The 23,961-nt window shown below is 39.3% G+C and carries 18 protein-coding genes and 4 pseudogenes; 17 read left to right on the top strand and 5 right to left on the bottom strand.

The genetic code is table 11. From position 1 onward, the window contains the following. Positions 1 to 261 precede the first annotated feature (261 nt). Positions 262 to 1,912: pseudogene (locus BHE89_RS05240) on the top strand (Na+/H+ antiporter). A 2-nt stretch (positions 1,913 to 1,914) separates the two neighbouring features. Continuing rightward, complete coding sequence (locus tag BHE89_RS05235) at positions 1,915 to 2,787, top strand: carboxylate/amino acid/amine transporter (protein ID WP_069368063.1); 873 nt, start codon at positions 1,915 to 1,917, stop codon at positions 2,785 to 2,787. Here the strand turns inward: BHE89_RS05235 and metR are convergent. Further along, positions 2,702 to 3,655: an HTH-type transcriptional regulator MetR gene (gene metR / locus BHE89_RS05230; RefSeq protein ID WP_069368062.1), complete on the bottom strand. Its 954-nt coding sequence runs from the start codon at positions 3,653 to 3,655 to the stop codon at positions 2,702 to 2,704. The two genes, BHE89_RS05235 and metR, sit on opposite strands and share 86 nt — an antisense overlap. Positions 3,656 to 3,761: 106 nt before the next feature. On the opposite strand from metR, the gene metE reads away from it, so the two are divergent. Together metE and BHE89_RS26925 are read left to right on the top strand one after the other, a co-directional pair. Further along, the gene (metE, locus tag BHE89_RS05225) at positions 3,762 to 6,035 is read left to right on the top strand and encodes a 5-methyltetrahydropteroyltriglutamate--homocysteine S-methyltransferase (protein WP_069368061.1); all 2,274 of its coding nucleotides are present in this window, start codon (positions 3,762 to 3,764) and stop codon (positions 6,033 to 6,035) included. Between the two features lie 169 nt (positions 6,036 to 6,204). Further along, positions 6,205 to 7,033, top strand: a pseudogene (locus BHE89_RS26925) (hypothetical protein). Positions 7,034 to 7,140: 107 nt separating this feature from the next. Here the strand turns inward: BHE89_RS26925 and BHE89_RS05215 are convergent. Further along, positions 7,141 to 7,533 (bottom strand): YidB family protein, encoded by a 393-nt coding sequence (locus BHE89_RS05215; protein ID WP_069368060.1) that lies wholly within the window; start codon positions 7,531 to 7,533, stop codon positions 7,141 to 7,143. 343 nt (positions 7,534 to 7,876) lie between these two features. On the opposite strand from BHE89_RS05215, the gene udp reads away from it, so the two are divergent. From udp to tatC, 10 genes are all read left to right on the top strand, one after another. Then, positions 7,877 to 8,635 carry a uridine phosphorylase gene (gene udp / locus BHE89_RS05210; protein WP_023583501.1) on the top strand — a complete coding sequence of 253 codons (759 nt, stop codon included), beginning with the start codon at positions 7,877 to 7,879 and terminating at the stop codon, positions 8,633 to 8,635. Positions 8,636 to 8,782: 147 nt separating this feature from the next. Then, positions 8,783 to 9,565, top strand: a complete 783-nt coding sequence (locus tag BHE89_RS05205; protein WP_069368059.1) for a tyrosine-protein phosphatase — start codon at positions 8,783 to 8,785, stop codon at positions 9,563 to 9,565. Between the two features lie 71 nt (positions 9,566 to 9,636). Continuing rightward, complete coding sequence (locus BHE89_RS05200; RefSeq protein WP_069368058.1) at positions 9,637 to 10,167, top strand: DedA family protein; 531 nt, start codon at positions 9,637 to 9,639, stop codon at positions 10,165 to 10,167. Positions 10,168 to 10,269: 102 nt separating this feature from the next. Next, positions 10,270 to 11,610, top strand: coding sequence for a DNA recombination protein RmuC (rmuC, locus tag BHE89_RS05195; protein ID WP_069368057.1), 1,341 nt, complete (start codon positions 10,270 to 10,272; stop codon positions 11,608 to 11,610). 83 nt (positions 11,611 to 11,693) lie between these two features. Beyond that, on the top strand, positions 11,694 to 12,449 hold the full coding sequence (gene ubiE, locus BHE89_RS05190) for a bifunctional demethylmenaquinone methyltransferase/2-methoxy-6-polyprenyl-1,4-benzoquinol methylase UbiE (protein WP_069368056.1): 756 nt from the start codon (positions 11,694 to 11,696) through the stop codon (positions 12,447 to 12,449). 1 nt (position 12,450) lies between these two features. After that, on the top strand, positions 12,451 to 13,092 hold the full coding sequence (locus tag BHE89_RS05185; RefSeq protein ID WP_069368055.1) for a ubiquinone biosynthesis accessory factor UbiJ: 642 nt from the start codon (positions 12,451 to 12,453) through the stop codon (positions 13,090 to 13,092). After that, positions 13,092 to 14,729 (top strand): ubiquinone biosynthesis regulatory protein kinase UbiB, encoded by a 1,638-nt coding sequence (gene ubiB / locus BHE89_RS05180; protein WP_069368054.1) that lies wholly within the window; start codon positions 13,092 to 13,094, stop codon positions 14,727 to 14,729. The genes BHE89_RS05185 and ubiB overlap by 1 nt, the downstream gene beginning before the upstream one ends. A gap of 125 nt (positions 14,730 to 14,854) precedes the next feature. Continuing rightward, entirely contained in the window at positions 14,855 to 15,124 is a 270-nt protein-coding gene (gene tatA, locus BHE89_RS05175) for a twin-arginine translocase TatA/TatE family subunit (RefSeq protein WP_069368053.1), read from the top strand. A gap of 3 nt (positions 15,125 to 15,127) precedes the next feature. Further along, a complete protein-coding gene (gene tatB, locus BHE89_RS05170) occupies positions 15,128 to 15,643 on the top strand; it encodes a Sec-independent protein translocase protein TatB (RefSeq protein WP_069368052.1) in 516 nt (171 codons plus the stop codon). A gap of 3 nt (positions 15,644 to 15,646) precedes the next feature. Then, positions 15,647 to 16,426: a Sec-independent protein translocase subunit TatC gene (tatC, locus tag BHE89_RS05165; RefSeq protein WP_069368051.1), complete on the top strand. Its 780-nt coding sequence runs from the start codon at positions 15,647 to 15,649 to the stop codon at positions 16,424 to 16,426. Between the two features lie 62 nt (positions 16,427 to 16,488). Here tatC and rfaH read toward each other — a convergent pair. Next, a pseudogene (gene rfaH, locus BHE89_RS05160) lies at positions 16,489 to 16,990 on the bottom strand (transcription/translation regulatory transformer protein RfaH). Between the two features lie 291 nt (positions 16,991 to 17,281). Between rfaH and pepE the strand changes: the two are divergent. The 3 genes from pepE to fre all read left to right on the top strand — a co-directional run bounded on the left by pepE (position 17,282) and on the right by fre (position 20,314). Beyond that, positions 17,282 to 18,007, top strand: a complete 726-nt coding sequence (gene pepE, locus BHE89_RS05155; RefSeq protein ID WP_069368049.1) for a dipeptidase PepE — start codon at positions 17,282 to 17,284, stop codon at positions 18,005 to 18,007. A gap of 120 nt (positions 18,008 to 18,127) precedes the next feature. Then, on the top strand, positions 18,128 to 19,597 hold the full coding sequence (ubiD, locus tag BHE89_RS05150; RefSeq protein WP_069368048.1) for a 4-hydroxy-3-polyprenylbenzoate decarboxylase: 1,470 nt from the start codon (positions 18,128 to 18,130) through the stop codon (positions 19,595 to 19,597). Positions 19,598 to 19,612: 15 nt separating this feature from the next. Then, positions 19,613 to 20,314 (top strand): NAD(P)H-flavin reductase, encoded by a 702-nt coding sequence (fre, locus tag BHE89_RS05145; protein WP_069368047.1) that lies wholly within the window; start codon positions 19,613 to 19,615, stop codon positions 20,312 to 20,314. 146 nt (positions 20,315 to 20,460) lie between these two features. Here the strand turns inward: fre and fadA are convergent, their stop codons facing one another. Continuing rightward, positions 20,461 to 21,624: an acetyl-CoA C-acyltransferase FadA gene (gene fadA, locus BHE89_RS05140; RefSeq protein WP_069368046.1), complete on the bottom strand. Its 1,164-nt coding sequence runs from the start codon at positions 21,622 to 21,624 to the stop codon at positions 20,461 to 20,463. 11 nt (positions 21,625 to 21,635) lie between these two features. Further along, positions 21,636 to 23,818: pseudogene (gene fadB / locus BHE89_RS05135) on the bottom strand (fatty acid oxidation complex subunit alpha FadB). Positions 23,819 to 23,961: the final 143 nt, after the last annotated feature.

Here is a 23,961-nt window from a genome sequence, read left to right as displayed (position 1 = left end):
GCTTTCTATAATTAAGCCGTTAATAAATAAAGAGTAATAAATTGCGTACAATGTGCGATGTTAGATACGATTAATCTTAATTTTTAAATATTCTCACAGAGTCTGTGTGGGATCTGTTTAAAATAAGCATAGATGCATAGATAAAGAAAGGTATGATGCGCGAATTTAACATAATAAATTTCTTTTATCATTGGGTAGATTTTCCTTTTATAAGGGAAAGATGGCAGGTTTTCAGGATAAAAATAGGCATGTAAGGGTAACATGGAAATTTTCTTTACTATTTTAATTTTAATACTGGTGGTTTCAGTTTCGGGAGTTATCACAAAGTTAATTCCCTTTCGTGTTCCGTTACCATTAATACAGATCGTGATAGGGGCTTTATTGGCATGGCCTCAGTTTGGTTTACATGTCACTTTTGATCCTGAATTGTTCCTCGTTCTATTGATCCCGCCTTTACTTTTTGTTGATGGTTGGAAAACACCGACACGAGAATTTATCCAAAATGGGCGTGAGATTTTTATTCTTGTGCTTGTTTTAGTTATGGTGACAGTTGTTGGCATCGGTTATCTAATTTATTGGATGATGCCAAGTATCCCTCTTATTTCAGCATTCGCATTGGCAGCCGTACTTTCGCCAACAGATGCGGTTGCGCTCTCATCTATTGTTGGTAAAGGGCGAATACCTAAGCGAATAATGGGTATCTTAGAGGGTGAAGCCTTAATGAATGATGCATCGGGTCTAGTTGCCTTGAAATTTGCGGTTGCTGTGGCAATGGGAACGATGGTGTTTACTGTTGGTGGTGCAACCCTTGAATTCTTCAAAGTCGCTGTTGGAGGATTACTGGCAGGTATCGGTGTCACCTTAGTTTACAGTAAATCTTTACGGTTGATGAGTCGTTGGAGCGGAGACGATCCAGCGACACAAATCGTCTTTATGTTGCTGCTGCCTTTTGCTTCTTATCTTATTGCAGAACATATTGGCTTTTCAGGCATTTTTAGCGGCGGTTGCTGCGGGTATGACTATCAGTAAATCAGGTGTTATCAGAAATGCACCTCTTGCGATGCGTTTACGTGCTGATAGCGTGTGGTCAATGCTTGAGTTTGTCTTTAATGGTCTTGTCTTTATTATGCTTGGCTTGCAACTTCCTATTATTTGGACAAGCTCTGTTATTCAAGCCGATCTCGACCCTGAAGTTGAAGTCTGGATGTTGTTTGCGGCAGTTTTCGTTATCTACTTTGCACTGTTGCTCTTGCGATTTACGTGGTTATGGCTAATGAAGAAAATGAGTCGGATCTTTATGAAAAAGCATCCTCTTGATTTCGCTAATTATACAACGCGTGAATTGTGGTTATCGTCATTCGCTGGTGTTCGTGGTGCTATCACGCTTGCCGGTGCGCTTTCTATTCCACTCTTTTTAACTGATGGCAGTACTTTCCCAGGGCGTTATCAAATTATCTTTATTGCAGCTGGTGTTATTTTATTGTCGATTTTAGTGGGGATTATTTCACTTCCTTTCCTATTAAAAGGTGTGAAGGCAACTGACAAAGAAGCCGATAAAAATGAAGTTCGCTATGCACGTAAAGTGATGGCAGAAGTGGCAATTGTGAGTCTGAATAAAATGGAAGAGCGCTTAGCTGCAAGTACTGAAGAGCAGTTAGATGCGGAAGAAATTAATGAAGTTGCTTCGCGTGTCACGGGGTATTTAAGACGCCGTACCGCAGATCAAGATGAAATGATCCATAACGCGTTAGAAGAAGATCTCGAAAGGCGTTTTCGTTTAACAGCACTACGCGCTGAGCGTGGTGAACTTTACCATCTAAGAGCGACGCGAAAAATCAGTAATGAAACGCTCCAATTATTGCTACATGAATTGGATTTAATGGAAGCGTTATTAGTAGAGAAAGATAGTTAATTATGTGGCTGCTCGTTATTACAACACTGTTATGGGCAGCCTCTTTTAGCCTGATTGGCGAGTATCTCGCGGGTCAGGTTGATAGCTGGCTTTCTGTTTTGATCCGCGTTTCTTTGGCCGCGTTGGTTTTTTTACCCTTTTTACGTTGGAAAGGCATTCGCTTTAGGGTCATTGTGCTTTATATGCTGGTGGGGGCTTGCCAACTCGGTATTATGTATCTGTTTGTCTTCCATGCTTATAACTATTTAACCGTCGCAGAGTTTTTATTATTTACGGTATTAACACCACTTTACGTCACGTTAATTTATGATTTATTAGAACGTCAAAGGTTACGTTGGGGTTATGCCTTTAGTTCATTATTAGCCGTGTTAGGGGCTGCGATTATTCGTTATGACCATTTAAGTGATGATTTTTGGTATGGATTATTATTAGTACAATTGGCTAATATGTTCTTTGCTATGGGGCAGGTGGGTTATAAACGATTAATGGAAGTGCATCCTATCCCACAACATCATGCATTCTCTTGGTTTTATCTTGGTGCTGTTGCCGTTTCGCTGATTGGCGCATTGTGTTTTGCCGATTGGCAGAAAATACCAACGACATCGCTACAATGGGGTGTTTTATTCTGGTTAGGAATTGGCGCTTCTGGAATAGGGTATTTCATGTGGAACTATGGTGCCACACAAGTTGATGCTGGAACCTTAGCGATTATGAATAACATGATGGTTCCAGCGGGGTTATTAGTGAATTTTTCTATTTGGCAGCAACATCCAAATTGGCCAAGTTTCATCATAGGCGCAAGCCTGATTGTTGCATCACTTTGGATCCACCGACGCTGGATACGCCGACCTGCTTTACAAAAGGAAGATTGTTAACAGCATGTTGGCCTGATAAACGAATAAACTCTCGAATTGCTGGTTGATGTTGCTCTCCACTGCGGTTAGCTGCATATAACCGGCTCCATAATCCCTCACCTAATGTTTTTGTCACAACTAATCCTTGTTTTTCAAAATTCTCAACCGCCCAATGAGGTAATGCAGCAATCCCCATACCAGCAGCAACCATTTGAATTAGCAACAATGTGTTATCGACATGTTTAAAATGAGGAGTGATCCCCGCAGGTTGTAAGAAATGACGCCATACATCAAAGCGCTCTCTTTGTACGGGATAAATAAATAAGGTTTCTGCAATTAAATCCTGTGGCTGAATATGTAAGCGATTGGCAAGAGGATGCTCTGGCGATAAAACTAATTTCACTTCATAGTCAAATAACGGGGTGTAGTGCAAACGCGCGTCATCTAAGATATCTGAGGTGAGTACGACATCTAATTCACGTTGTAATAATGCAGGTTGTGGATCGAACGTAACACCCGAATGAAAATCAACAGTCACTTCAGGCCATGTTTGACGATATAGCTGTAAGGCAGGGGTTAACCATTGAATACAACTATGGCACTCAATAGCGATATTTAAATTTGAATTACCCGGCTCATTACACGCTTCAATGGCTCTACGAACGATAGGCAATACTTCCTCTGCTAATTTTACAAGGATTTCTCCTTGTGAAGTAAAGCGCAGGGGCTGACTTTTACGCACAAAAATTCGATAACCAAGGCGATGTTCTAATTCACTAAATTGATGTGAAAGAGCAGATTGCGTCTGATGTAATTGATTTGCGGCGTTAGCAAGCGAGCCTGTGTGCTTCAAAGCTAAGATCGTTTTTAAATGTTTTATTTCTATCATGAGAAACCTTCACGTTGTTGATGAAAAATTTGCGCTTGTGATTTATACACTACCTGTAGATTATGGATGTGTAAACATCTAGACGGCTAAAAATAGGATTTTAATGATGACAATTCGCAATCACACACTCGGTTTCCCTCGTATTGGCTTAGATAGAGAGCTAAAAAAGGCGCAAGAAAACTATTGGGCAGGTAAGATTTCACAGGAAGAATTAGTGGCTGTGGGTAAAACACTTCGTGCTCGCCATTGGCAACAACAAGCAGATGCGGGTGTTGAATTATTACCCGTCGGTGATTTTGCTTGGTATGACCAAGTGTTAGGAACAAGCTTACTGTTAGGTAACGTACCGCCTCGTCACCGTAATGAAGAGGGTTCACTTGATCTTGATACTCTATTCAGAGTTGCGCGTGGTAGAGCGCCGTCAGGTAAATCAGTCGCCGCATCTGAAATGACGAAATGGTTTAATACGAACTATCACTATATCGTGCCTGAATTTCAACAAGGACAGTCATTTACCTTTGCATGGAAAGCGCTACTAGAAGAAGTTGATGAAGCATTAGCGCTAGGTCATAAAATAAAACCGGTTTTACTGGGTCCAGTAACTTACTTGTGGCTAGGTAAAGTAAAAGGTCCTGAGTTTGATAGATTAACGCTTCTAAAAGATATTTTACCTATCTATCAACAAGTTATTGCAGCATTAAAAGAAAGAGGTATTGAATGGGTGCAAATCGATGAGCCTGCATTGGTTCTGGATTTACCTGTTGAATGGCAAAATGCGTATCAAACAGCTTATCAAGCATTAACGGGACAAGTTAAATTACTGCTGACGACCTATTTTGATGGGATTTCTCATCATCTCGATATTATTAAATGCTTACCTGTTAACGGGCTTCATGTTGATATTTCTGCTGGTCAAGATGATTTGCAGCACTTACACCAAACATTACCCAAAGATTGGGTGCTGTCATTAGGTGCCATTAATGGTCGAAATGTTTGGAAAGCAGATTTAAGTGCACGTTATCAGCAAGTGCTCACGTTAAAAGATAAACGTCCTTTGTGGATCGGAACTTCCTGTTCATTACTGCATAGCCCAATTGATTTAAATGCAGAGACGAAACTTGATGAGGAAGTCAAAAGCTGGTTTGCTTTTGCAGTGCAAAAATGTGAAGAAGTGGCTTTGTTAGCTAAGGCATTGAATGCCCAAGACGGTGAGTATGATGAACAATTAACACAGTACAGTGCGCCAATTCGTCAACGTCAGCACTCTACTCGTGTACATAATGCCGCAGTTGAAGCTCGTTTACAGGCAATTGAAGCGCAAGACTGTGAAAGAAATTCACCTTATACTCAACGCGCAGAAGTACAACGTACTCGGTTTAATCTGCCATTATGGCCAACGACTACGATCGGCTCATTCCCACAAACAACAGAAATTCGTACTGTCCGTTTAGATTTTAAGAAAGGGCGTATCGATACCGCTGCCTATCGCACAAATATCAGTGAACATATTAAGCAAGCAATATTGGAGCAAGAAAACCTAGGTCTTGATGTATTAGTCCATGGCGAAGCAGAACGTAATGACATGGTGGAGTATTTTGGTGAGCATTTTGATGGGTATGTGTTTACACAAAATGGCTGGGTACAAAGTTATGGCTCACGTTGTGTAAAACCACCAGTAATTATCGGTGACATTAGTCGCCCAGCCCCTATTACCGTGGATTGGGCAACTTACGCGCAGTCGTTAACAGATAAGCCAGTCAAAGGTATGTTAACAGGACCTGTGACAATTTTATGTTGGTCGTTCCCTCGTGAAGATGTCACGCGTGAGACGATTGCAAAACAGATTGCGTTAGCACTGCGTGATGAAGTGGATGATTTACAAAAAGCAGGTATTGGTATTATTCAAATTGACGAACCCGCATTACGTGAAGGATTACCACTGCGTCGTAATGAATGGCAGGCTTACCTTGATTGGGCAGTCGATGCCTTTAAATTAAGTGCTGCTATTGCCGATGATGAAACACAAATCCACACGCATATGTGTTATTGCGAGTTTAATGACATTATGGATTCTATTGCAGCATTGGATGCAGATGTTATTACTATTGAAACTTCGCGTTCAGATATGGAGCTTTTAGAGGCTTTCGAACACTTTGATTATCCTAATGAAATTGGACCTGGTGTTTATGATATTCACTCACCTAATGTACCCAATGTGGAATGGATCGTCGGTTTATTAAGAAAAGCACAATCTCGAATTCCTGCGGCGCGTTTATGGGTGAATCCAGATTGTGGATTAAAAACACGAGGTTGGACTGAAACACGTGCTGCATTAGCGAATATGGTTGAAGCAGCTAAATATTTACGTCAAAACGTATAATAATATTTAAATAATATATTTTAGTAGCCTGTTATTTTGATGTTATCAATATAATAGGCTATTTTTTTTCTTATTAATCAAAAATGATTATTAATAGGTAAATAAAAATAAGAGATAATCTTATTATTGATATTTTTTAATATTGTTATACTGCACAAAACTTAATTTTATGGATATAGATATTGTGCAAAATGGTATTCACCTGTCAGAAAAAATATTAAATGCATTTCCTACTCGAGCCTTAACATTATCTCCATTAAAAGGGGATGGTGGTTTATTCCGTACATTATTTTTAGTGATTGTCATGTTAGGGATGACAGTATTTAGTGCTTATCAAATTCCTAATGTTGTTTATGATTATCAAATTAGTAAAAATCCAGTGTTTATTAATGCCGATGTTGATGGCTCTTGTCGTTCAAAACTCTTTATTTTAACTAATTGTAGTGTTGACTTACGGTATGAGGGTAACGAGGTTTCACGTAATTTTACTTTTCTTGATTTTGGCAATAAAGATATATTGGTTGAACCCGTCGCGGATGGAAACGATCTGACTAAAATGACCGTTGATGTGGCAATTGATAATATTTGGTTACGCCTGATTAGTGCATTTCGTTTTTACTGCATTATTTGCTTTTTGTGTGTTCTTTTTTATTTATCGTCAAATGATCAGCAATAAAGTTAAAAAAGCATTGCTTTCGGTAGGAACCAAGCCTTTAAAATTAACGGCAATTCCCGCTAAAGTTGTTGTCAGTAATAAACAATTTATTGCTACCTATAAAACGAATGTTGCCGGAAAAGAGACTTCAATTACTTATTCAGGTAATAAGAAAACGCCACCAATTACATTAGAAATGGAAGGTAAAACTTATGTTTTGGCGGTGTATGAGCCCCAACAAAGTATTCCTTATGTATTAGATGTTCCTTTAGCGCGAATTCAAGCAACAGAAGAAGAAAAACAACGTTTTCATGAGGCATTGATTGAGGAAGGTATTCTCTAATTACGCTTTAATGCGGTGATTAGGTCATTGATTATAGCGATAAAGATGGCTATTGCGCTTGATTGAATAAGATACAATAGAGCCCTAGCCATCGATCAATCTATTGATTAGCCACCAAAGATTTTTGCTTTAAGCATATCCATACCGGCACTCATTAAATCTAACTCTTTGGGAATAACACCTTCAGGGGTGAGTTTATCAACCAATTTTGGCAAATAATGTGCTGCCATATCAGAGGCTTCGGCGGTATTCATATTTATCTTTGCAGCCAATTCATTAATCACTGGGGATGAAAAAACCTGTACGATCTGCTCTGCATTAATGGGTAAATTACTGCCTGTGCCAATCCAAGATTGGATCAAATCGCTTAATCCCGCACTGTTAAACTGTTTAACCAAGCCTTCAATTCCCCCTTGGGTTTCTACCCATTCGAGTACTGTTTTGAATTGATTAATTTTCTCACCACCCAACAGGCTTGCGATTTGGTTAAATAAGCTCATGCTTGCTCCGATAACTATTAACGTAGTATTACGTTATACTGAGATGTTAATTTTAAAGGCGAGTAGTGTACGTGAAGTCATTATTTTCATCTATACTCAAGTGATATTTATCCGACTAAGTAAGAAGAGAAAGAAGGATTTTATTACTCCAGTCACGATACCGAGAATGTTGCCACAGTGTAGCTATTCGATATTCCTGTTTGTGATAACTGTCACATTTTTATGAAATTGTTACTTTTTTTGGTGCCTTGTGAGTGATTATGATCACTAAAAAGGTCTGGAAAACTGATACAGTAACTTTTAATTTAATGATCATTGGTTTTGTCCCATTGAGGAGTCCGATATGTCTGATGTATTTCACTTAGGTTTAACCAAAAATGACCTACAGGGTGCCACTTTAGCAATTGTTCCAGGTGATCCTAAGCGTGTTGAAAAAATTGCAAAATTAATGGATAACCCAGTTCATCTGGCTTCTTTACGTGAATACACGTCATGGCGTGGTGAAATTGATGGCAAAGCTGTCATTGTTTGCTCAACAGGTATTGGTGGCCCATCTACCTCTATCGCGGTTGAAGAATTAGCACAGTTAGGTATTCGCACTTTCTTGCGTATTGGTACAACGGGTGCAATTCAAGAGCATATCAATGTAGGTGATATTCTTGTGACGACTGCTGCGGTTCGTTTAGATGGCGCAAGTTTACATTTCGCACCAATGGAATTCCCTGCGGTTTCTGATTTTGAATGTATGAACGCACTGTACAAAGCCGCTAAAGACAATGGCTCAACTGTACACGTAGGGGTTACTGCATCTTCCGATACATTCTACCCAGGGCAAGAACGTTACGACACCTATACTGGTCGCGTTGTTCGCCGTTTCAAAGGCTCGATGAAAGAGTGGCAAGAAATGGGCGTAATGAACTATGAAATGGAGTCAGCCACATTATTGACAATGTGTGCAAGCCAAGGTTTACGTGCGGGTATGGTTGCAGGTGTTATCGTAAACCGTACTCAGCAAGAGATCCCAGATGCAGAATTACTGAAGAAAACTGAAAATAATGCGTTAGGTATCGTTATTGAAGCCGCGCGTATTTTAATGAAATAAGTTTTTTTTAATCAAATATAAAAGCCTTTAATACCTTGGTATTAAGGGCTTTTTTGTATGGTAATTCATCAAGTCAATGTGTTAACAGTCGCTGATTTCTGTTAAGGTCTTTGAAGTCTTAACAATACAACAATGAGAAGAGGCATTATGACTGATATCTTACAAGCACATCCTTCTGTGTTGCCTTTAGTCGGCGGAATTAACTTTCGTGATTTAGGCGGTAAAAAATTGAGTAACGGTGGTATTATTAAACCTGGAATGCTCTTTCGCTCTGGTTCACTTGATCGATTAACCAATACAGACCAATCTCTGCTCATTGATAAAAATCTTTTTCAAATCATTGATTATCGTGATACTGGCGAAATCGTTGATAAACCAGACCGTGTCTGGGACGGTGCGCAATATTATCATGCCCCTGCAAACCCACTATCTAAAGAAGTTTCTGCAAACCTTGAAAAACTGACACCTGAAATACTTGAGCAATTTGATGCAAAAGCCTTTATGTTTCAGTTATATAGATTATTACCTATTAATAATCCTGCCTATAAACAATTAGCTATGTTATTAAAGCAACCAGATAAAGGGGGGATTGTGCAACACTGTGCGGTAGGTAAAGACAGAACAGGTGTTGGTTCTGCTTTAGTGCTATTTGCGCTTGGTGCATCTTTAGATATGGTGATGGAAGATTATCTGCTTACCAATGAAACATTAGCCCCTTATCGCGCTTATCTTTTAGAAGAACATGCCAAAACAATGAGTGATACCATTGTTGATAAATTTGCCTATGTTTATTCAGTACAAGAAGAGTTTCTGCAAACAGCATTGGCGAGTATTAATCAGCATTACGGTAATGTGGATACGTGGCTAGAAAAAGATATCGGTTTAGATGCTTCTAGCCGAGATGCCTTACAAAATTATTTTCTTGAATAATAAAGTGATTTATATTCGGTTAATCAAAGTCTTTTATTTTACTTAGGTTAACCGAATTTAAGGTCTCTATTTTGACAGTACAAGACATTATTCATACCATCACTCTCTTTGTAAAAGAGCACGAAATCTGGGCTATTCCGATCGTGTTCTTTCTTGCTTTTGGTGAATCACTCGCGTTTATCTCTTTGCTGATCCCAGCCACGGTTATTTTATTGGGATTAGGTGCCTTAATTGGTGAGAGTGGTCTGTTTTTCTGGCCGATTTGGCTTGCTGCTGCGTTAGGCGCTTTCTTTGGTGATTGGATCTCGTACTGGATAGGGTTTCACTATAAAGAGGGTGTGAAAAATTTGTGGCCAATTTCACGTTCGCCACAAACATTAGTTAGAGGTCATCAATTCTTTAATCGTTGGGGAATTTGGGGCGTGTTTATTGGACGATTTTTTGGTCCTTTCCGTGCAATTGTCCCGTTAGTGGCCGGTATTTGTGCGATGCCACAACGTTATTTTCAAATTGCTAATTTAACATCAGCCATGATTTGGGCATTTGGTATTTTGGCGCCCGGTGCTTTTGGTTTGCAATGGCTTGCGAAATGGATGGGATAACTGCGTCCTTTATCGCAAATCAAGTCATGATGTAAATTGTTACTAGACAATATTGCCTATGCGTTTTAACGTAGCCCGCTGGAAAGTAAAAAGGTCACTTTAGTGGATATTCAGTTGTTATATGGGATCATTGGTTTATTAGGTGGCGTACTTGTTGGTGGCGCGCTGGTTTGGTGGTCTATCCAACAACGTTTATCTGATAAAGAAGCGATGCTACGTGAAAATCATACACAGCTTGCTATTGCACAAGAAAAAGCGGCGATTATTCCCTCTCTACAACAACATATAGAACAGCTTGAGCAAGAACTACGTTCTCAAAGAGAAATTATAACTTCTCAGGAAGCTGAATTAAGAGAAGTGACAACACGTTGGGAAGAAAGTCGGTTATCTGCAGAAGAAAAACAGCGATTATTAATTAATAGTGAGCAACGACTTGCAACACAGTTTGAGAATTTAGCTAATCGTATTTTCGAACAGAGTGGGCGTAAAGCCGAAGAATTAAATCGCCAAGGATTAACACATTTACTTTCACCATTTCGTGAACAACTCGAAAGCTTTCGGCGACAAGTTCAAGATGGTTTTGGGCAAGAAGCCAGAGAGCGACATACCTTGGTTCATGAAATTCGTCAGCTCCAACAATTGAATGTAAAAATGGCACAAGAAGCCGTTAATTTAACCAATGCCCTAAAAGGGGATAATAAAGTTCAAGGTAACTGGGGCGAAACGGTACTTGCGCGTATATTAGAGTCTTCAGGATTACGTGAAGGCCATGAGTTTGAAACACAGGTAAGTATTCGTCATGAAAATGGTAGTCGTTATCAGCCTGATGTGATTGTGCATCTACCTCATGGTAGAGATGTTATTATCGACGCTAAAATGTCGCTGGTGGCATATGAAAAGTATTTTAGTAGTGATAATGATAATGAACGTAAACAAGCGCTTTATGCGCATGTGAACTCAATTAAAACGCATATTAAAGGATTGAGTGTAAAAGATTATCATAAACTACCAGGTGTAACGTCATTAGACTATGTTTTAATGTTTATACCTATTGAGCCCGCTTATCTTGTTGCAATTGGGCATTCTCCAGACTTGCTAGAAGAAGCATTAAAAAACAATATTATGTTAGTTGGGCCATCTACTTTACTTGTTGCTTTGCGTACAATAGCCGCATTGTGGCGTTATGAATATCAAAGCCAAAATGCGCAAGAAATTGCAGACAGAGCGGCTAAAATGTATGACAAATTAAGACTTTTCGTTGATGATATGCAAGGACTTGGACATAGTATTCAAAAAGCGCAGTCTGGCTATCTATTAGCGATGAAAAAACTCTCTGAAGGTCGTGGAAACCTTATCAGTCAAGCGGAAAGCTTTAAATCCTTAGGGGTTGAGATAAAAAAAACGATTGATAATGATCTCATCGAAAAATCAGCATCTGATTGATTTGATAAAATAAAGAGATACAAACCTCTAAAAACGACCAGTACTGAATTTACTAAATTTTGATTAATTAGCGGGCAAATAATATGACTCAACAAACTAAGGAAACAACAGATTTTGGTTTCCAAACCGTTGACAAAGATGATAAACAAACCATGGTTGCAAGGGTTTTTCACTCTGTCGCGTCTAAGTATGATTTAATGAATGACTTAATGTCTTTCGGTGTTCATCGTATTTGGAAACGTTATACCATTGAAGCAAGCGGTGTAAGACGTAACCAACGTGTTCTTGATCTTGCGGGGGGAACAGGTGATTTAACCGCTAAATTCTCTCGTCTCGTGGGCGAAAATGGGGAAGTTGTTTTAGCGGATATCAATGACTCAATGTTAAAAATGGGGCGTGAAAAGCTACGCGATCACGGTATTGTGGGTAATGTTAACTATGTACAGGCGAATGCTGAAGAGTTACCTTTCCCTGATAACCATTTTGATTGTATCACTATCTCTTTTGGCTTACGCAATGTGACCGATAAAGCAAAAGCGCTACGTTCAATGTTTCGTGTATTAAAGCCAGGTGGACGTCTGCTGGTGCTGGAATTCTCTAAACCTGTTCTTGAGCCTTTAAGCAAGATTTATGATGCTTACTCTTTCCATATTCTACCGAGAATTGGTCAAGTGATTGTGAATGATGCTGATAGTTACCGTTATTTAACGGAGTCAATTCGTATGCATCCAGACCAAGAAACATTAAAAGGTATGATGGAAGAAGCTGGATTTGATCAAGTTACCTATACCAATATGACTGGAGGTATAGTTGCATTACACAAAGGATTTAAATTCTGAGATGGAAAAAGCCACTTTTTCTCATGATATTGCTTCTCAAGTTCTGTATCCGTTGCTAACAGCATCAATGGAGACAGCACTTAATCACGTTTTATATCAGGAAAATGTGCTTAAACCTGCCCGCAATCGCCTTGCGGGCAAAGTGTTGGCGCTTTCTATCAATGAGTTTCCTCGTTCCATCTACTTAGTCTTTAGCGAGCAACAAGTTGATGTATTAAGCCAGTGGGATGATGAAACTGATTGTTTGATAAAAACAAAACTATTAACGCTGATTAAGCTTCGTGACCGTCAAAAAATGTCAGAACTCATCAATCGTGGTGATATCATAATTGATGGTGATATGCAGGTTATTCAAAATTGGTCTGCATTATTAGATATGGCGCAATGGGATCCCGCACAATATTTAGCACCTTATATTGGTGATATAGCGGCGCAAAGCTTGACTGTTGTTGCAGGAAAGGGTGTTCAGTTGTTTTCTTCCCTTTTAAGTCACCAAAAAGAGTATTTACGTGACACATTAATTGAAGAGTGGAAAACTGCGCCTAGTGCATTAGAAACAGTCCATTTTTATGATGAAATAGAAGAACTTGCACAGCAAACCGCCGAACTAGAAAAACGGTTAGGCACATTGGAGAAAAAATAATGCTCCTTAGTGAGTTAAAGCGCCTCTATCATATTATTCAGGTATTTTTATCTTATGGGCTTGATGAGTTAATTCCTAAACATCGGATTACTTTACCTGCAAGATTAGGATGCCGAGCACTGTTTTGGATCAAAAATAAACATCCAGAAAAACCATTAGGTGAACGCTTACGACTCGCATTGCAAACATTAGGTCCTGTTTGGATTAAATTAGGCCAAATGTTATCAACTCGACGTGATCTTTTCCCTCCTCAAATCGCTGATCAGCTCGCTTTATTGCAAGATAAAGTTGCTCCTTTTGATGGTAAGAAAGCACGACAATATATTGAAACTTCATTCGGTGGCCCTATCGATCAATGGTTTGATGACTTTGATGAAACGCCTCTCGCTTCCGCTTCTATTGCACAGGTTCACACTGCAAAATTAAAAGAAAACGGCAAAGAAGTAGTACTCAAGGTTATTCGCCCCGATATTCAACCGGTGATCAAAGCGGATATCCGTTTGATGTATCGTTTGGCAAATCTATTACCGTTTTTACCTGATGGCCGCCGTTTACGACCCAAAGAGGTGATCCGCGAATACGAAAAAACATTACTTGATGAGCTAAATTTACTGCGTGAAGCTGCAAATGCGATTCAACTACGCCGTAATTTTGAAAATAGCTCTATGTTGTATATTCCAGAAGTGTATTCAGATTATTGTCATGAAAACGTGATGGTCATGGAGCGTATTTATGGTATCCCGGTTTCTGATATTGAAGCGTTGAATGCACAAAAGACGAATATGAAGCTTCTTGCTGAGCGTGGCGTAAAAGTTTTTTTCACTCAGGTATTTAGAGACAGCTTTTTCCATGCTGATATGCATCCTGGTAATGTGTTTATTAGCTATGATCACCCTGAGAATCCCTATTATATCGGTATTGATTGCGGTATCGTTGGCTCATTAAATAAAGAAGATAAACGCTATTTGGCTGAAAACTTCTTAGCTTTCTTTAACCGTGATTATCGAAAAGTTGCAGAATTACATGTTGATTCAGGCTGGGTGCCAGCCGATACCAATGTGGAAGATTTTGAATTTGCAATCCGCACTGTATGTGAACCGATTTTTGAAAAACCACTTTCTGAGATCTCATTTGGGCATGTGCTACTTAATCTTTTCAATACAGCGCGTCGCTTCAATATGGAAGTACAACCACAGTTAGTTTTACTTCAAAAAACATTGCTTTATGTTGAAGGGCTTGGACGCCAGTTATATCCACAATTGGATTTATGGAAAACGGCAAAACCTTTCTTAGAAGATTGGTTGCATAGTCAAATTGGTATTACGGCATTAGTGAATGGCATAAAGAGCAAAGCGCCTTACTGGATTGAAAAAATGCCAGAGATACCAGAGTTGGTTTATGATAGTCTGAAGCAACATAAAAATATGAAGTTAACGCTAGATAAATTGACGGAACAAATAGGTTCACAAAGAGTCAAACAGAGACAGTCTCTATTTTTATTGGGTATAGGTACAACACTGTTTTTATGCGGTAGCCTGTTTTTTGTTTCTGGTTTTAAAACATTATTTAGTGTTTTTATCAGTTTAGGTCTTCTTGCATGGATTTTGGGTTGGTTTAGATCTGGTAATGCACAATAAAAACACATCAAAGTTTGTCTTTGAGCAAGTTAAAAGATGAATTCGAGATTCCCGAAAATTGAATTCGTTGTATATAATGGGCACTGTTATTAAGTATAACCCCGAAAATAGTTGAGGAACATAAAATGGGCGGTATTAGCATTTGGCAATTACTCATCATCGCTGTCATCGTTGTCTTATTATTTGGTACAAATAAACTGCGCTCATTGGGCTCAGATTTAGGTGCATCAGTAAAAGGCTTTAAAAAAGCGATTGGTGATGAAGCCGCAGATAAAGACACCAACAACGCTGAAAAAACAAATAACGACGCAGATTTTGATACTAAAAATTTAGCGCAGAAGACTTCAACAGAAGAGAAGTCTACAACTGAGAGCAAAAACAAAGAGCAGGTGTAAACCGTGTTTGACATTGGTTTTAGTCAGCTGCTACTGGTCATGGTGATTGGTCTTGTTTTTCTGGGGCCAGAACGTTTGCCCGTAGCAGTAAAAACAATTGCTGGCTGGGTAAGGGCGCTACGCTCTTTGGCTGCGAATGTACAAAATGAACTGACTCAAGAACTAAAACTTCAAGAACTTCAAGAGAGCTTGAAAAAAGTTGAAGAGAAAGCGAATTTGCAAACATTATCGCCAGAGCTGAAAGCGTCTATGGATGAGTTAAAAGAGGCTGCACAGTCTTTAAAACAAACTTATCAAGCACCTACAACGCCAGACTCCACGAAAGAGCAGTCTGTAAAAACCGACTCTACGGAACCTTCACCCTCTGATTTAGCCGCACTTGCTGAAGCTGATGAAGTTAATGATGATGCTAATCGCCATAAACCTGTGGCAGACAGTGTTACAAAGACAGAAGTTCCTGTTACTCAGCCAGTAACAATAGAGAAAAAAACAACTGATCAGGTCAATGGTGAGCATTAAAACATGGCAGTAAATGATACCCAACCGCTGATCAGCCATTTAATAGAATTACGCAAGCGTTTGATGTATAGCTTGGTGTCAGTTCTTGTGGTTTTTTTAGCGCTGGTTTATTTTTCTAACGATATCTATCAATTAGTCTCGGCTCCATTACTTGAAAAGTTGCCACAAGGGTCAAATATGAGTGCGACGGATGTTGCCTCTACATTTTTGACTCCGATTAAATTGACAATCATGGTATCCGTTTTTGCTTCTGTACCTGTCATTCTTTATCAGGTATGGGCTTTCATCGCACCAGCATTGTATAAACACGAACGCCGCTTAATGCTGCCATTACTTGTTTCAAGTACAGTATTATTCTATCTCGGTATGGCGTTTGCTTATTTTGTTGTGTTTCCTCTCGCGTTTGGTTTCTTTGTTAATACAACCCCTGAAGGGGTTAATTTCATTCCAGATATCAGTAAATATTTAAGTTTCGTCATGACGCTATTTATGGCGTTTGGTGCCGCTTTTGAAGTACCAATTGCGATTATTTTACTGTGCTGGAGTGGTGTAACAACACCTGATGCGTTAAAGAAAAAACGTCCTTATATTCTTGTGGGTGCCTTTGTCGTTGGTATGGTATTGACACCACCAGATGTTTTTTCTCAAACCTTATTAGCAATACCTATGTACTTACTGTTTGAAATCGGTGTCATGGTATCGCGCTTCTATGTAGGTAAGGGAAGAAGAACAGAGGATGAAGAAGCTGAGGATGCAGAAACAGAAGCAGAACAGCAAAAATAATTTTAGGGACACACTCCTGAAATAATATGATATTAACCCAGCGATAGCTGGGTTAACTTTTTCTAACGTGGCTCTTTTTTAAATTCTCTATTACTTACCGATTTTTTTCACTTCGCTGTTTAAGATATTTAAAAGCAAAATTGAGCGAGCATCGCCATCTGGCTCTTGATAGATGGCTTGTATTCCTTGGAAAATACCTTCTGTAATTAACACGCTATCACCACTATGAGGTACATTCTCTTCACTATAAGTGAGAGAAGAAAGCTGAGGTATTTGTAGTGTATCAATCACATCTTGAGGAACAGTGACAGGATATTGCCCAAACCGTACAAACGAGTTTACTCCACGCGTTGAGTTAATGGTCGTGGTATGGATCACTTCAGGATCAAATTCGATAAAAAGGTAATTAGGAAAAAGCGGTTCTGTTACGGTAGTGCGCTTTCCTCTTAATACTTTTTCTAGGGTAACCATTGGTGTAAAACAGCCCACTTGCTGACGTTCTAAGTGTTCGATAGCTCGAGAAATTTGACCTCGTTTGCAATACAGCAAGTACCAATTTTTCATAATAGAGACAATAGGTTAGTTAAATTTAATTTAAGCGATGATAGCAAATTTATCATTAAGGTAACAGCTATCTATCAGGGATTAAATAAAAAAATAGAGTAACGTAGTTTTATACTGAAAAAAGAACAGAAAAGCTGTGCTTATACGCAATAAAAGAGCTTGTTTTTGTTACTTTTAATTGGATCTCGGATAGAGGTAACAAGTTGACAAAAAAAGTAATGGTAAAAACAAGAAAAAGCTCTCAAGATAATTATCTTAGAATTTTGCTCATAATTATAAAGAGGTTCTGTAATGGAAGTTTTTTTATTAAGTAACGGAAAAATTGCCGGGGATCCACGTTGGTTAAGCTATGCAAAAGATAATATCGATAGCATGATTAAAAAGCGCGGTATTCGTTCTGCTGTATTAATTGCTTATGCTGTTATTCGCTCCGATCATGATCAACGTGCTCGTGATTTATCAGACGTATTAGGTATTGAAGTGACTTGTATTGAACATTTTGATTCAGAAGTTGATGCAATCAATAATGCAGAATGTATTTTAGTCAGCGGTGGTAATACTTGGTTATTAAACCAAATGCTACACGAGAAAGGATTAGTTGTTCCAATTCAACGCGCAGTACGTGAGCGTAATATTCCATATATTGGTTGGAGTGCTGGTTGTAACGTCGCAACACCAACAATTCGTACCACTAATGATATGCCAGTACGTTCCTCGGTTATTATGCCTTCATTAGGCCTATTTCCTGTTCAAATCAACCCACATTACATTGATGCTTCTATCAGTGGTCATATGGGTGAAACTCGCGATGAACGTATTGCAGAGTTTTGTGCAATTAACCCTGAAGAGATTGTTGTAGCTATCCGTGAAGGGAGCTACTTATATATTCAAGGTGAAGAATTACATTATTACAGTGCTAAAAATGAAGGTTTTAAAATCTTCCAACATGGAAAAACATTCCCTGAACAGTTTGATACTAAATTGCTTTCAGAGTGGGTTCCATTCCGCTGTTTATAAGTATAGTGAACGCAACTAAATAAAAAGCATTGCATTTTAGTGAGTTATGCGTTTAGCTTATAGCGTCTCAAAGAGGGCATTAGCCCTCTTTTCTTTCACTCACTGGCTCGTAAGATTATGATGAAATACCGCGATTTAAGAGATTTTCTTTCATTATTAGAAGAAAAAGGTGAATTAAAACGTATCACCTATGAAATAGATCCCTACCTTGAAATGACCGAAATAGCGGACCGAACTTTACGTGCCGGTGGGCCAGCGCTGTTGTTTGAAAACCCTAAAGGGTATGATATGCCCGTGCTTTGTAACTTATTTGGTACACCAGAACGTGTGGCGATGGGAATGGGGCAAGATGATGTTAAAGCTTTACACGAAGTTGGAAAGTTATTAGCTTTTCTAAAAGAGCCTGACCCTCCGAAAGGCTTTCGTGATCTTTTTGATAAGTTACCTAAGTTTAAGCAAGTGTTAAATATGCCAACAAAACGCTTGAGTAAAGCCCCTTGTCAGGAGGTGGTTTTAACAGGTGATGATGTTGATTTAACGAAGATCCCTGTTATGCATTGTTGGCCTGAAGATGCAGCACCGCTGATTACTTGGGGGTTAACAGTGACCCGAGGCCCATTGAAAGAGCGCCAAAATCTGGGTATTTACCGCCAGCAAGTGCTAGGTAAAAACAAAGTGATTATGCGCTGGTTATCGCATCGTGGTGGAGCGTTAGATTTTCAAGAGTGGTGCCAAAAACATCCCGGTGAACGATTCCCTGTTTCCGTAGCATTAGGAGCCGATCCAGCCACTATCTTAGGCGCTGTAACACCTGTACCAGATACCTTATCTGAATATGCATTCGCTGGCTTATTACGAGGTAATAAATCAGAAGTTGTAAAATGTCTTTCAAATGATCTTGAAGTGCCTGCAAGCGCTGAGATTATCCTTGAAGGTTACATTGAACCCGGCGAATTAGCCCCAGAAGGGCCATATGGTGATCACACAGGATATTATAATGAGATTGACGCTTTCCCTGTGTTTACCATTACGCATTTAACGCGCCGTAAAGATGCCATTTATCATTCAACATATACAGGTCGCCCACCTGATGAGCCCGCAGTATTAGGTGTTGCGTTGAATGAAGTCCTTGTCCCGATATTACAAAAACAGTTTCCTGAAATTGTTGATTTTTATCTACCTCCTGAAGGGTGTTCTTACCGTTTAGCTGTTGTGACAATGAAGAAACAGTATGCGGGTCATGCAAAACGCGTCATGATGGGGGTTTGGTCTTATCTACGGCAATTTATGTACACCAAATTTGTGATTGTTTGCGATGATGATGTCAATGCAAGAGATTGGAAAGATGTCATTTGGGCAATCACGACCAGAATGGATCCTGCGAGAGATACCATTATGATGGAAAATACGCCTATTGATTATCTCGACTTCGCTTCACCTGTTTCAGGATTAGGATCAAAAATGGGTCTTGATGCGACTAACAAATGGCCAGGTGAGACAGATAGAGAATGGGGTAGACCTATTGTGATGTCTGATGACGTTAAGCAACGAGTCGATACTATTTGGGAACAGCTCGATATTCTTAAATAATAACAGAGGAACAACATGGCAATACTGAATTGTAAAGTCTCACTTGTTGAGCCGATGACAGATACGGTTTATCGGGTGAGATTATTACCTGATGGCGAATTTGATTTTCAGGCTGGGCAATATCTTTTAGCCGTTATGGATGAACGTGATAAGCGTCCTTTTTCTATTGCATCTATACCTGAAAACAAAGACTTTATTGAACTTCATATTGGTGCGTCTGAACTCAATCTTTATGCGATGGCAGTGCTTGATGTGATCTTAGAAAAACAGCAGCTTACCATTGATATTCCTCATGGGAATGCGTGGTTTAAAAAAGAGAGTCAACGTCCTCTATTATTAATTGCTGGCGGTACAGGATTTTCTTATACCCACTCAATTTTATTGGCCGCATTAGCTGAAAATCCACAGCGACCAATTACGATTTATTGGGGGGGAAGAGAGCGCGTTCACCTCTATGATCTTAATGAATTACAAGAATTGTCAGAATTACATCCATCTTTAACGGTTGTTCCTGTGGTCGAGCAACCCGATGAGACTTGGCGAGGCCGAAAAGGGACGGTATTAACGGCAATAAGCGAAGATTTTGGTGATTTATCAGAATATGATATTTACATCGCAGGACGTTTTGAGATGGCTAAAATCGCTAGAGATCGTTTTTGTAATGAACGCAATGCAGATAAAACACGCCTATTTAGCGATGCTTTTGAATTTATCTGATAAAACGAGAGTACTCTGCTATTTGCTAATTATTTCTTTTTAAACCATAAAAAAAACCCGCCCCTGACGGCGGGAAAATGGTTTCTAACCATGCAATCGAAAAGAATGCTTTTCTAATAATAGAACGTGGATACATAGAATACGTATTAAACACGTTCTATAATCGTTGCAATACCTTGCCCTAATCCAATACACATTGTGGCTAAGCCAAATTGTGCATCTTTACGCTCCATAATATTCAATAGCGTAGTGGTTATTCTGGCACCAGAACAACCTAATGGATGCCCAAGTGCAATAGCACCCCCATTAAGGTTGATTTTGTCATCAATACTATCGAGTAAATTCATTTTTTTCATGCAGGCTAATGACTGCGCAGCAAAAGCTTCATTTAGCTCAAAAACATCAATATCACCTAATGTTAATCCTGCTTTTTTCAACGCAATTTCTGTTGCGGGAACAGGACCATAACCCATAATAGCGGGATCACATCCGGTCACAGACATCGCCCGAATAACGGCGCGAGGCGTTAAATTGTGCTCTTTAGCGTAACGTTCGCTGGTGATAAACATGGCGGATGCACCATCAGAAACTGCAGATGAATTGCCTGCCGTTACGGAGCCTGTCGCAGGATCAAACACCGGTTTAAGCTGTGCTAACTCTTCAAGGCTAGGGTTATAACGAATAACTTCATCATTTTTGACATTGATAAAATTACCTATTGCATCATGACCATTAATAGCCACTATCTCATTATCAAAATAGCCTTGTTGTGTCGCAATTGCGGCTAAATGATGTGAGCGATAAGCAAATTTATCTTGCTCTTCACGTGAAATTTGGAATGATTTTGCGAGCATTTCTGCTGTTAATCCCATTGAAAATGAGGCTTTAGCAACAGAAAGATTAAGTGATGGATTAAAATCTGCATTATAAGTCATCGGTACGTGACCCATATGTTCAACACCACCGATTAATGCTACTTGGCTATCACCTAGCATAATTTGGCGTGCACCATCGTGTAATGCTTGCATTGATGAACCACATAGCCGATTAACAGTCACGGCTGGAACCTTGTGTGGAAGTTCAGCCAATAAAGCCGCATTACGAGCAATATTAAAACCTTGCTCTAAAGTTTGTTGCACACAACCCCAAATGACATCACCAATATCATTGGGATTAATATTCGGATTACGTGTGAGTAGTGCTTGCATCAATTGTGCAGAGAGATTTTCCGCTCTGACATGGCGAAATGCACCACCTTTTGAGCGTCCCATCGGAGTACGAATACCATCAATTATGACCACCTTTTCCATTTCATATCTCCTTAAGCGAGTTCTCTGATGTTAACATCTACTTTTGCGGGCTTTGGATAATAGGTTTCGTTGCGTTGTGCTTTCTGTTTTAAGCTTTCAGGAATTTGATAAAGAGGTCCTAATGATGCGTATTGTTGCGCATCTGCCACAAATTGCGCTAATCCGATGGTATCAAGGTAACGGAATACACCACCGCGGAAAGGAGGGAATCCTAAACCATAAACTAACGCAATATCGGCTTCAGCAGGTGAAGCAATAATACCTTCATCTAAACAACGAATAACTTCATTGATCATTGGGATCATCATGCGAGCAATAATTGCGTCTTGGCTAAACTCTTGTGTTTTACCTGCATTCTGTTGAATAAGCATTTGAATTTGATCATCCACAGACTTCTGTTTTTTACCCCGTTTATCAACAGAGTAATTATAGAAACCATGATTATTTTTCTGACCATATCGCTGTTGTTCATATAAAAGCGCAATAGCATCTCGCTCAATCGCCCCCATTCTGTCAGGAAAACCTTGAGCCATTACGGCTTGAGCGTGATTTGCCGTATCAATACCAACAACATCAAGTAGGTACGCAGGTCCCATCGGCCAGCCAAATACCTTTTCCATCACTTTATCAACAGTAATAAAATCAGCTCCATCTCTTAGTAATAGAGAAAATCCTGCAAAATAAGGAAAGAGAACGCGGTTTACAAAGAAGCCGGGACAATCATTAACAATAATCGGTGTTTTTCCCATTTTGCTGGCGTAACTGACTATACGATTAATCGTTTCTTCACTCGTTTTTTCGCCTTTAATGATTTCAACTAACGGCATTCGATGAACAGGATTAAAGAAGTGCATCCCACAGAAATTTTCAGGACGTTTTAAGGATTTCGCAAGTAATGAAATAGGGATGGTTGATGTATTGGAAGCAAGGATTGCGTTATCTGTTAATTGTGATTCTGTTTCTGCTAGTACAGTTGCTTTGACTTTTGGATTTTCAACAACCGCTTCGACAACAACATCCGTCCCACTGACAGAAGCGTAATTCAAGGTTGGTTGAATAGAGGCGAGTGTTTTCGCCATATCTACGGCACTCATTCGGCCTTTTTTCTTGGCGTTTTTTGCAGTAGGCTTAACGCTTCATTCATACCCAGCTCAAGGGCTTTCTGGTTAATATCCTTCATGACAACAGGAATACCTTTTAAGGCAGACTGGTAGGATATGCCACCTCCCATGATCCCTGCACCCAATACAGCCGCCTGTTTAGGCAATTCGGCATGACGTTTTTTTGTGATATTTTTGACGTACTGATCATTAAGGAAAATACCGACTAAGGCTTTTGCAACATCAGTGCGTGTCAGTTTAACAAAATTTTCAGTTTCGAGAGCCAGTGCTTCATCTCTATTTAGGAAGGCTGATTTTTCAATCGTTTTTACGGCAGTGATAGGTGCTGGATAGTGAGGACCTGCTACTTTCATCACCATACCTTTAGCCACATTGAAAGACATTTTATGCTCAAGCTCTGTCAGTCTTAATGGTGCTAATTTGGGACGACGTGCCGCTTTCCAATCAATTTTACCTTCAATTGCTTGTTCGATTAATGAAATAGCACTCTCTTTTAAATTTTCTAGAGGAACAATTGCTTGGATTAATCCATTTTGAAGAGCTGTTTGAGCATTAACATCTTTGCCCGCAGTAATAATTTCTAATGCGTTATCAACACCTATCAAACGAGGAAGACGCACTGAACCGCCAAAGCCTGGCATGATCCCAAGTTTTGTTTCTGGTAAACCGATACGTAAATCAGGAGAAGCAATACGAAAATCGGTAGCAAGTACGCACTCACAACCACCGCCTAGCGCATAGCCATTGATAGCCGAAACGGTAGGAACAGGCAAATCTTCAAGTCGGCTAAAAATCTGATTAGAGAAATGTAGCCACTGAGTTAATTCTTCTTCAGGGGCATCAAAAAGGGATAAAAACTCGGTAATATCAGCACCGACAATAAAAGCTGGTTTTTCGGAACGCAAGATAACACCTTTTAGGTCTGGTGTTGCTTCTAATACGGTTAAAGCTTCACTTAGCATTGCAACCGTTTTGGTATCTAATTTATTAATAGAACCTTTGGCGTTAAAAATGAGTTCAACAATACCTTGTTTCACCCAATCGGCTTGAATATTTTCGCTTTGATAGAGCATTTGTATTCTCCCTAAATGTATAGACTGGTATGACCAGATAATAAGAGTGTGAATACTATGTTAAATAAATGCAAATATTTGATTAAGAAACTGCAAGGGTGATCACAGTGAAATTATTCAACTTATTGAATTCTATATTGTTG

This window comes from Shigella sp. FC1967 (assembly GCF_001743005.1).
GTDB lineage: Bacteria > Pseudomonadota > Gammaproteobacteria > Enterobacterales > Enterobacteriaceae > Proteus.
This window is presented reverse-complemented; position numbering and strand designations above follow the sequence as displayed.

Coding starts and splice junctions, on each gene's coding strand:
- BHE89_RS05235 (WP_069368063.1), top strand. CDS start 1,915: ATGTGGCTGCTCGTTATTACAACACTGTTATGGGCAGCCTCTTTTAGC.
- metR (WP_069368062.1), bottom strand. CDS start 3,655: ATGATAGAAATAAAACATTTAAAAACGATCTTAGCTTTGAAGCACACA.
- metE (WP_069368061.1), top strand. CDS start 3,762: ATGACAATTCGCAATCACACACTCGGTTTCCCTCGTATTGGCTTAGAT.
- BHE89_RS05215 (WP_069368060.1), bottom strand. CDS start 7,533: ATGAGCTTATTTAACCAAATCGCAAGCCTGTTGGGTGGTGAGAAAATT.
- udp (WP_023583501.1), top strand. CDS start 7,877: ATGTCTGATGTATTTCACTTAGGTTTAACCAAAAATGACCTACAGGGT.
- BHE89_RS05205 (WP_069368059.1), top strand. CDS start 8,783: ATGACTGATATCTTACAAGCACATCCTTCTGTGTTGCCTTTAGTCGGC.
- ubiE (WP_069368056.1), top strand. CDS start 11,694: ATGACTCAACAAACTAAGGAAACAACAGATTTTGGTTTCCAAACCGTT.
- BHE89_RS05185 (WP_069368055.1), top strand. CDS start 12,451: ATGGAAAAAGCCACTTTTTCTCATGATATTGCTTCTCAAGTTCTGTAT.
- ubiB (WP_069368054.1), top strand. CDS start 13,092: ATGCTCCTTAGTGAGTTAAAGCGCCTCTATCATATTATTCAGGTATTT.
- tatA (WP_069368053.1), top strand. CDS start 14,855: ATGGGCGGTATTAGCATTTGGCAATTACTCATCATCGCTGTCATCGTT.
- tatC (WP_069368051.1), top strand. CDS start 15,647: ATGGCAGTAAATGATACCCAACCGCTGATCAGCCATTTAATAGAATTA.
- pepE (WP_069368049.1), top strand. CDS start 17,282: ATGGAAGTTTTTTTATTAAGTAACGGAAAAATTGCCGGGGATCCACGT.
- ubiD (WP_069368048.1), top strand. CDS start 18,128: ATGAAATACCGCGATTTAAGAGATTTTCTTTCATTATTAGAAGAAAAA.
- fre (WP_069368047.1), top strand. CDS start 19,613: ATGGCAATACTGAATTGTAAAGTCTCACTTGTTGAGCCGATGACAGAT.
- fadA (WP_069368046.1), bottom strand. CDS start 21,624: ATGGAAAAGGTGGTCATAATTGATGGTATTCGTACTCCGATGGGACGC.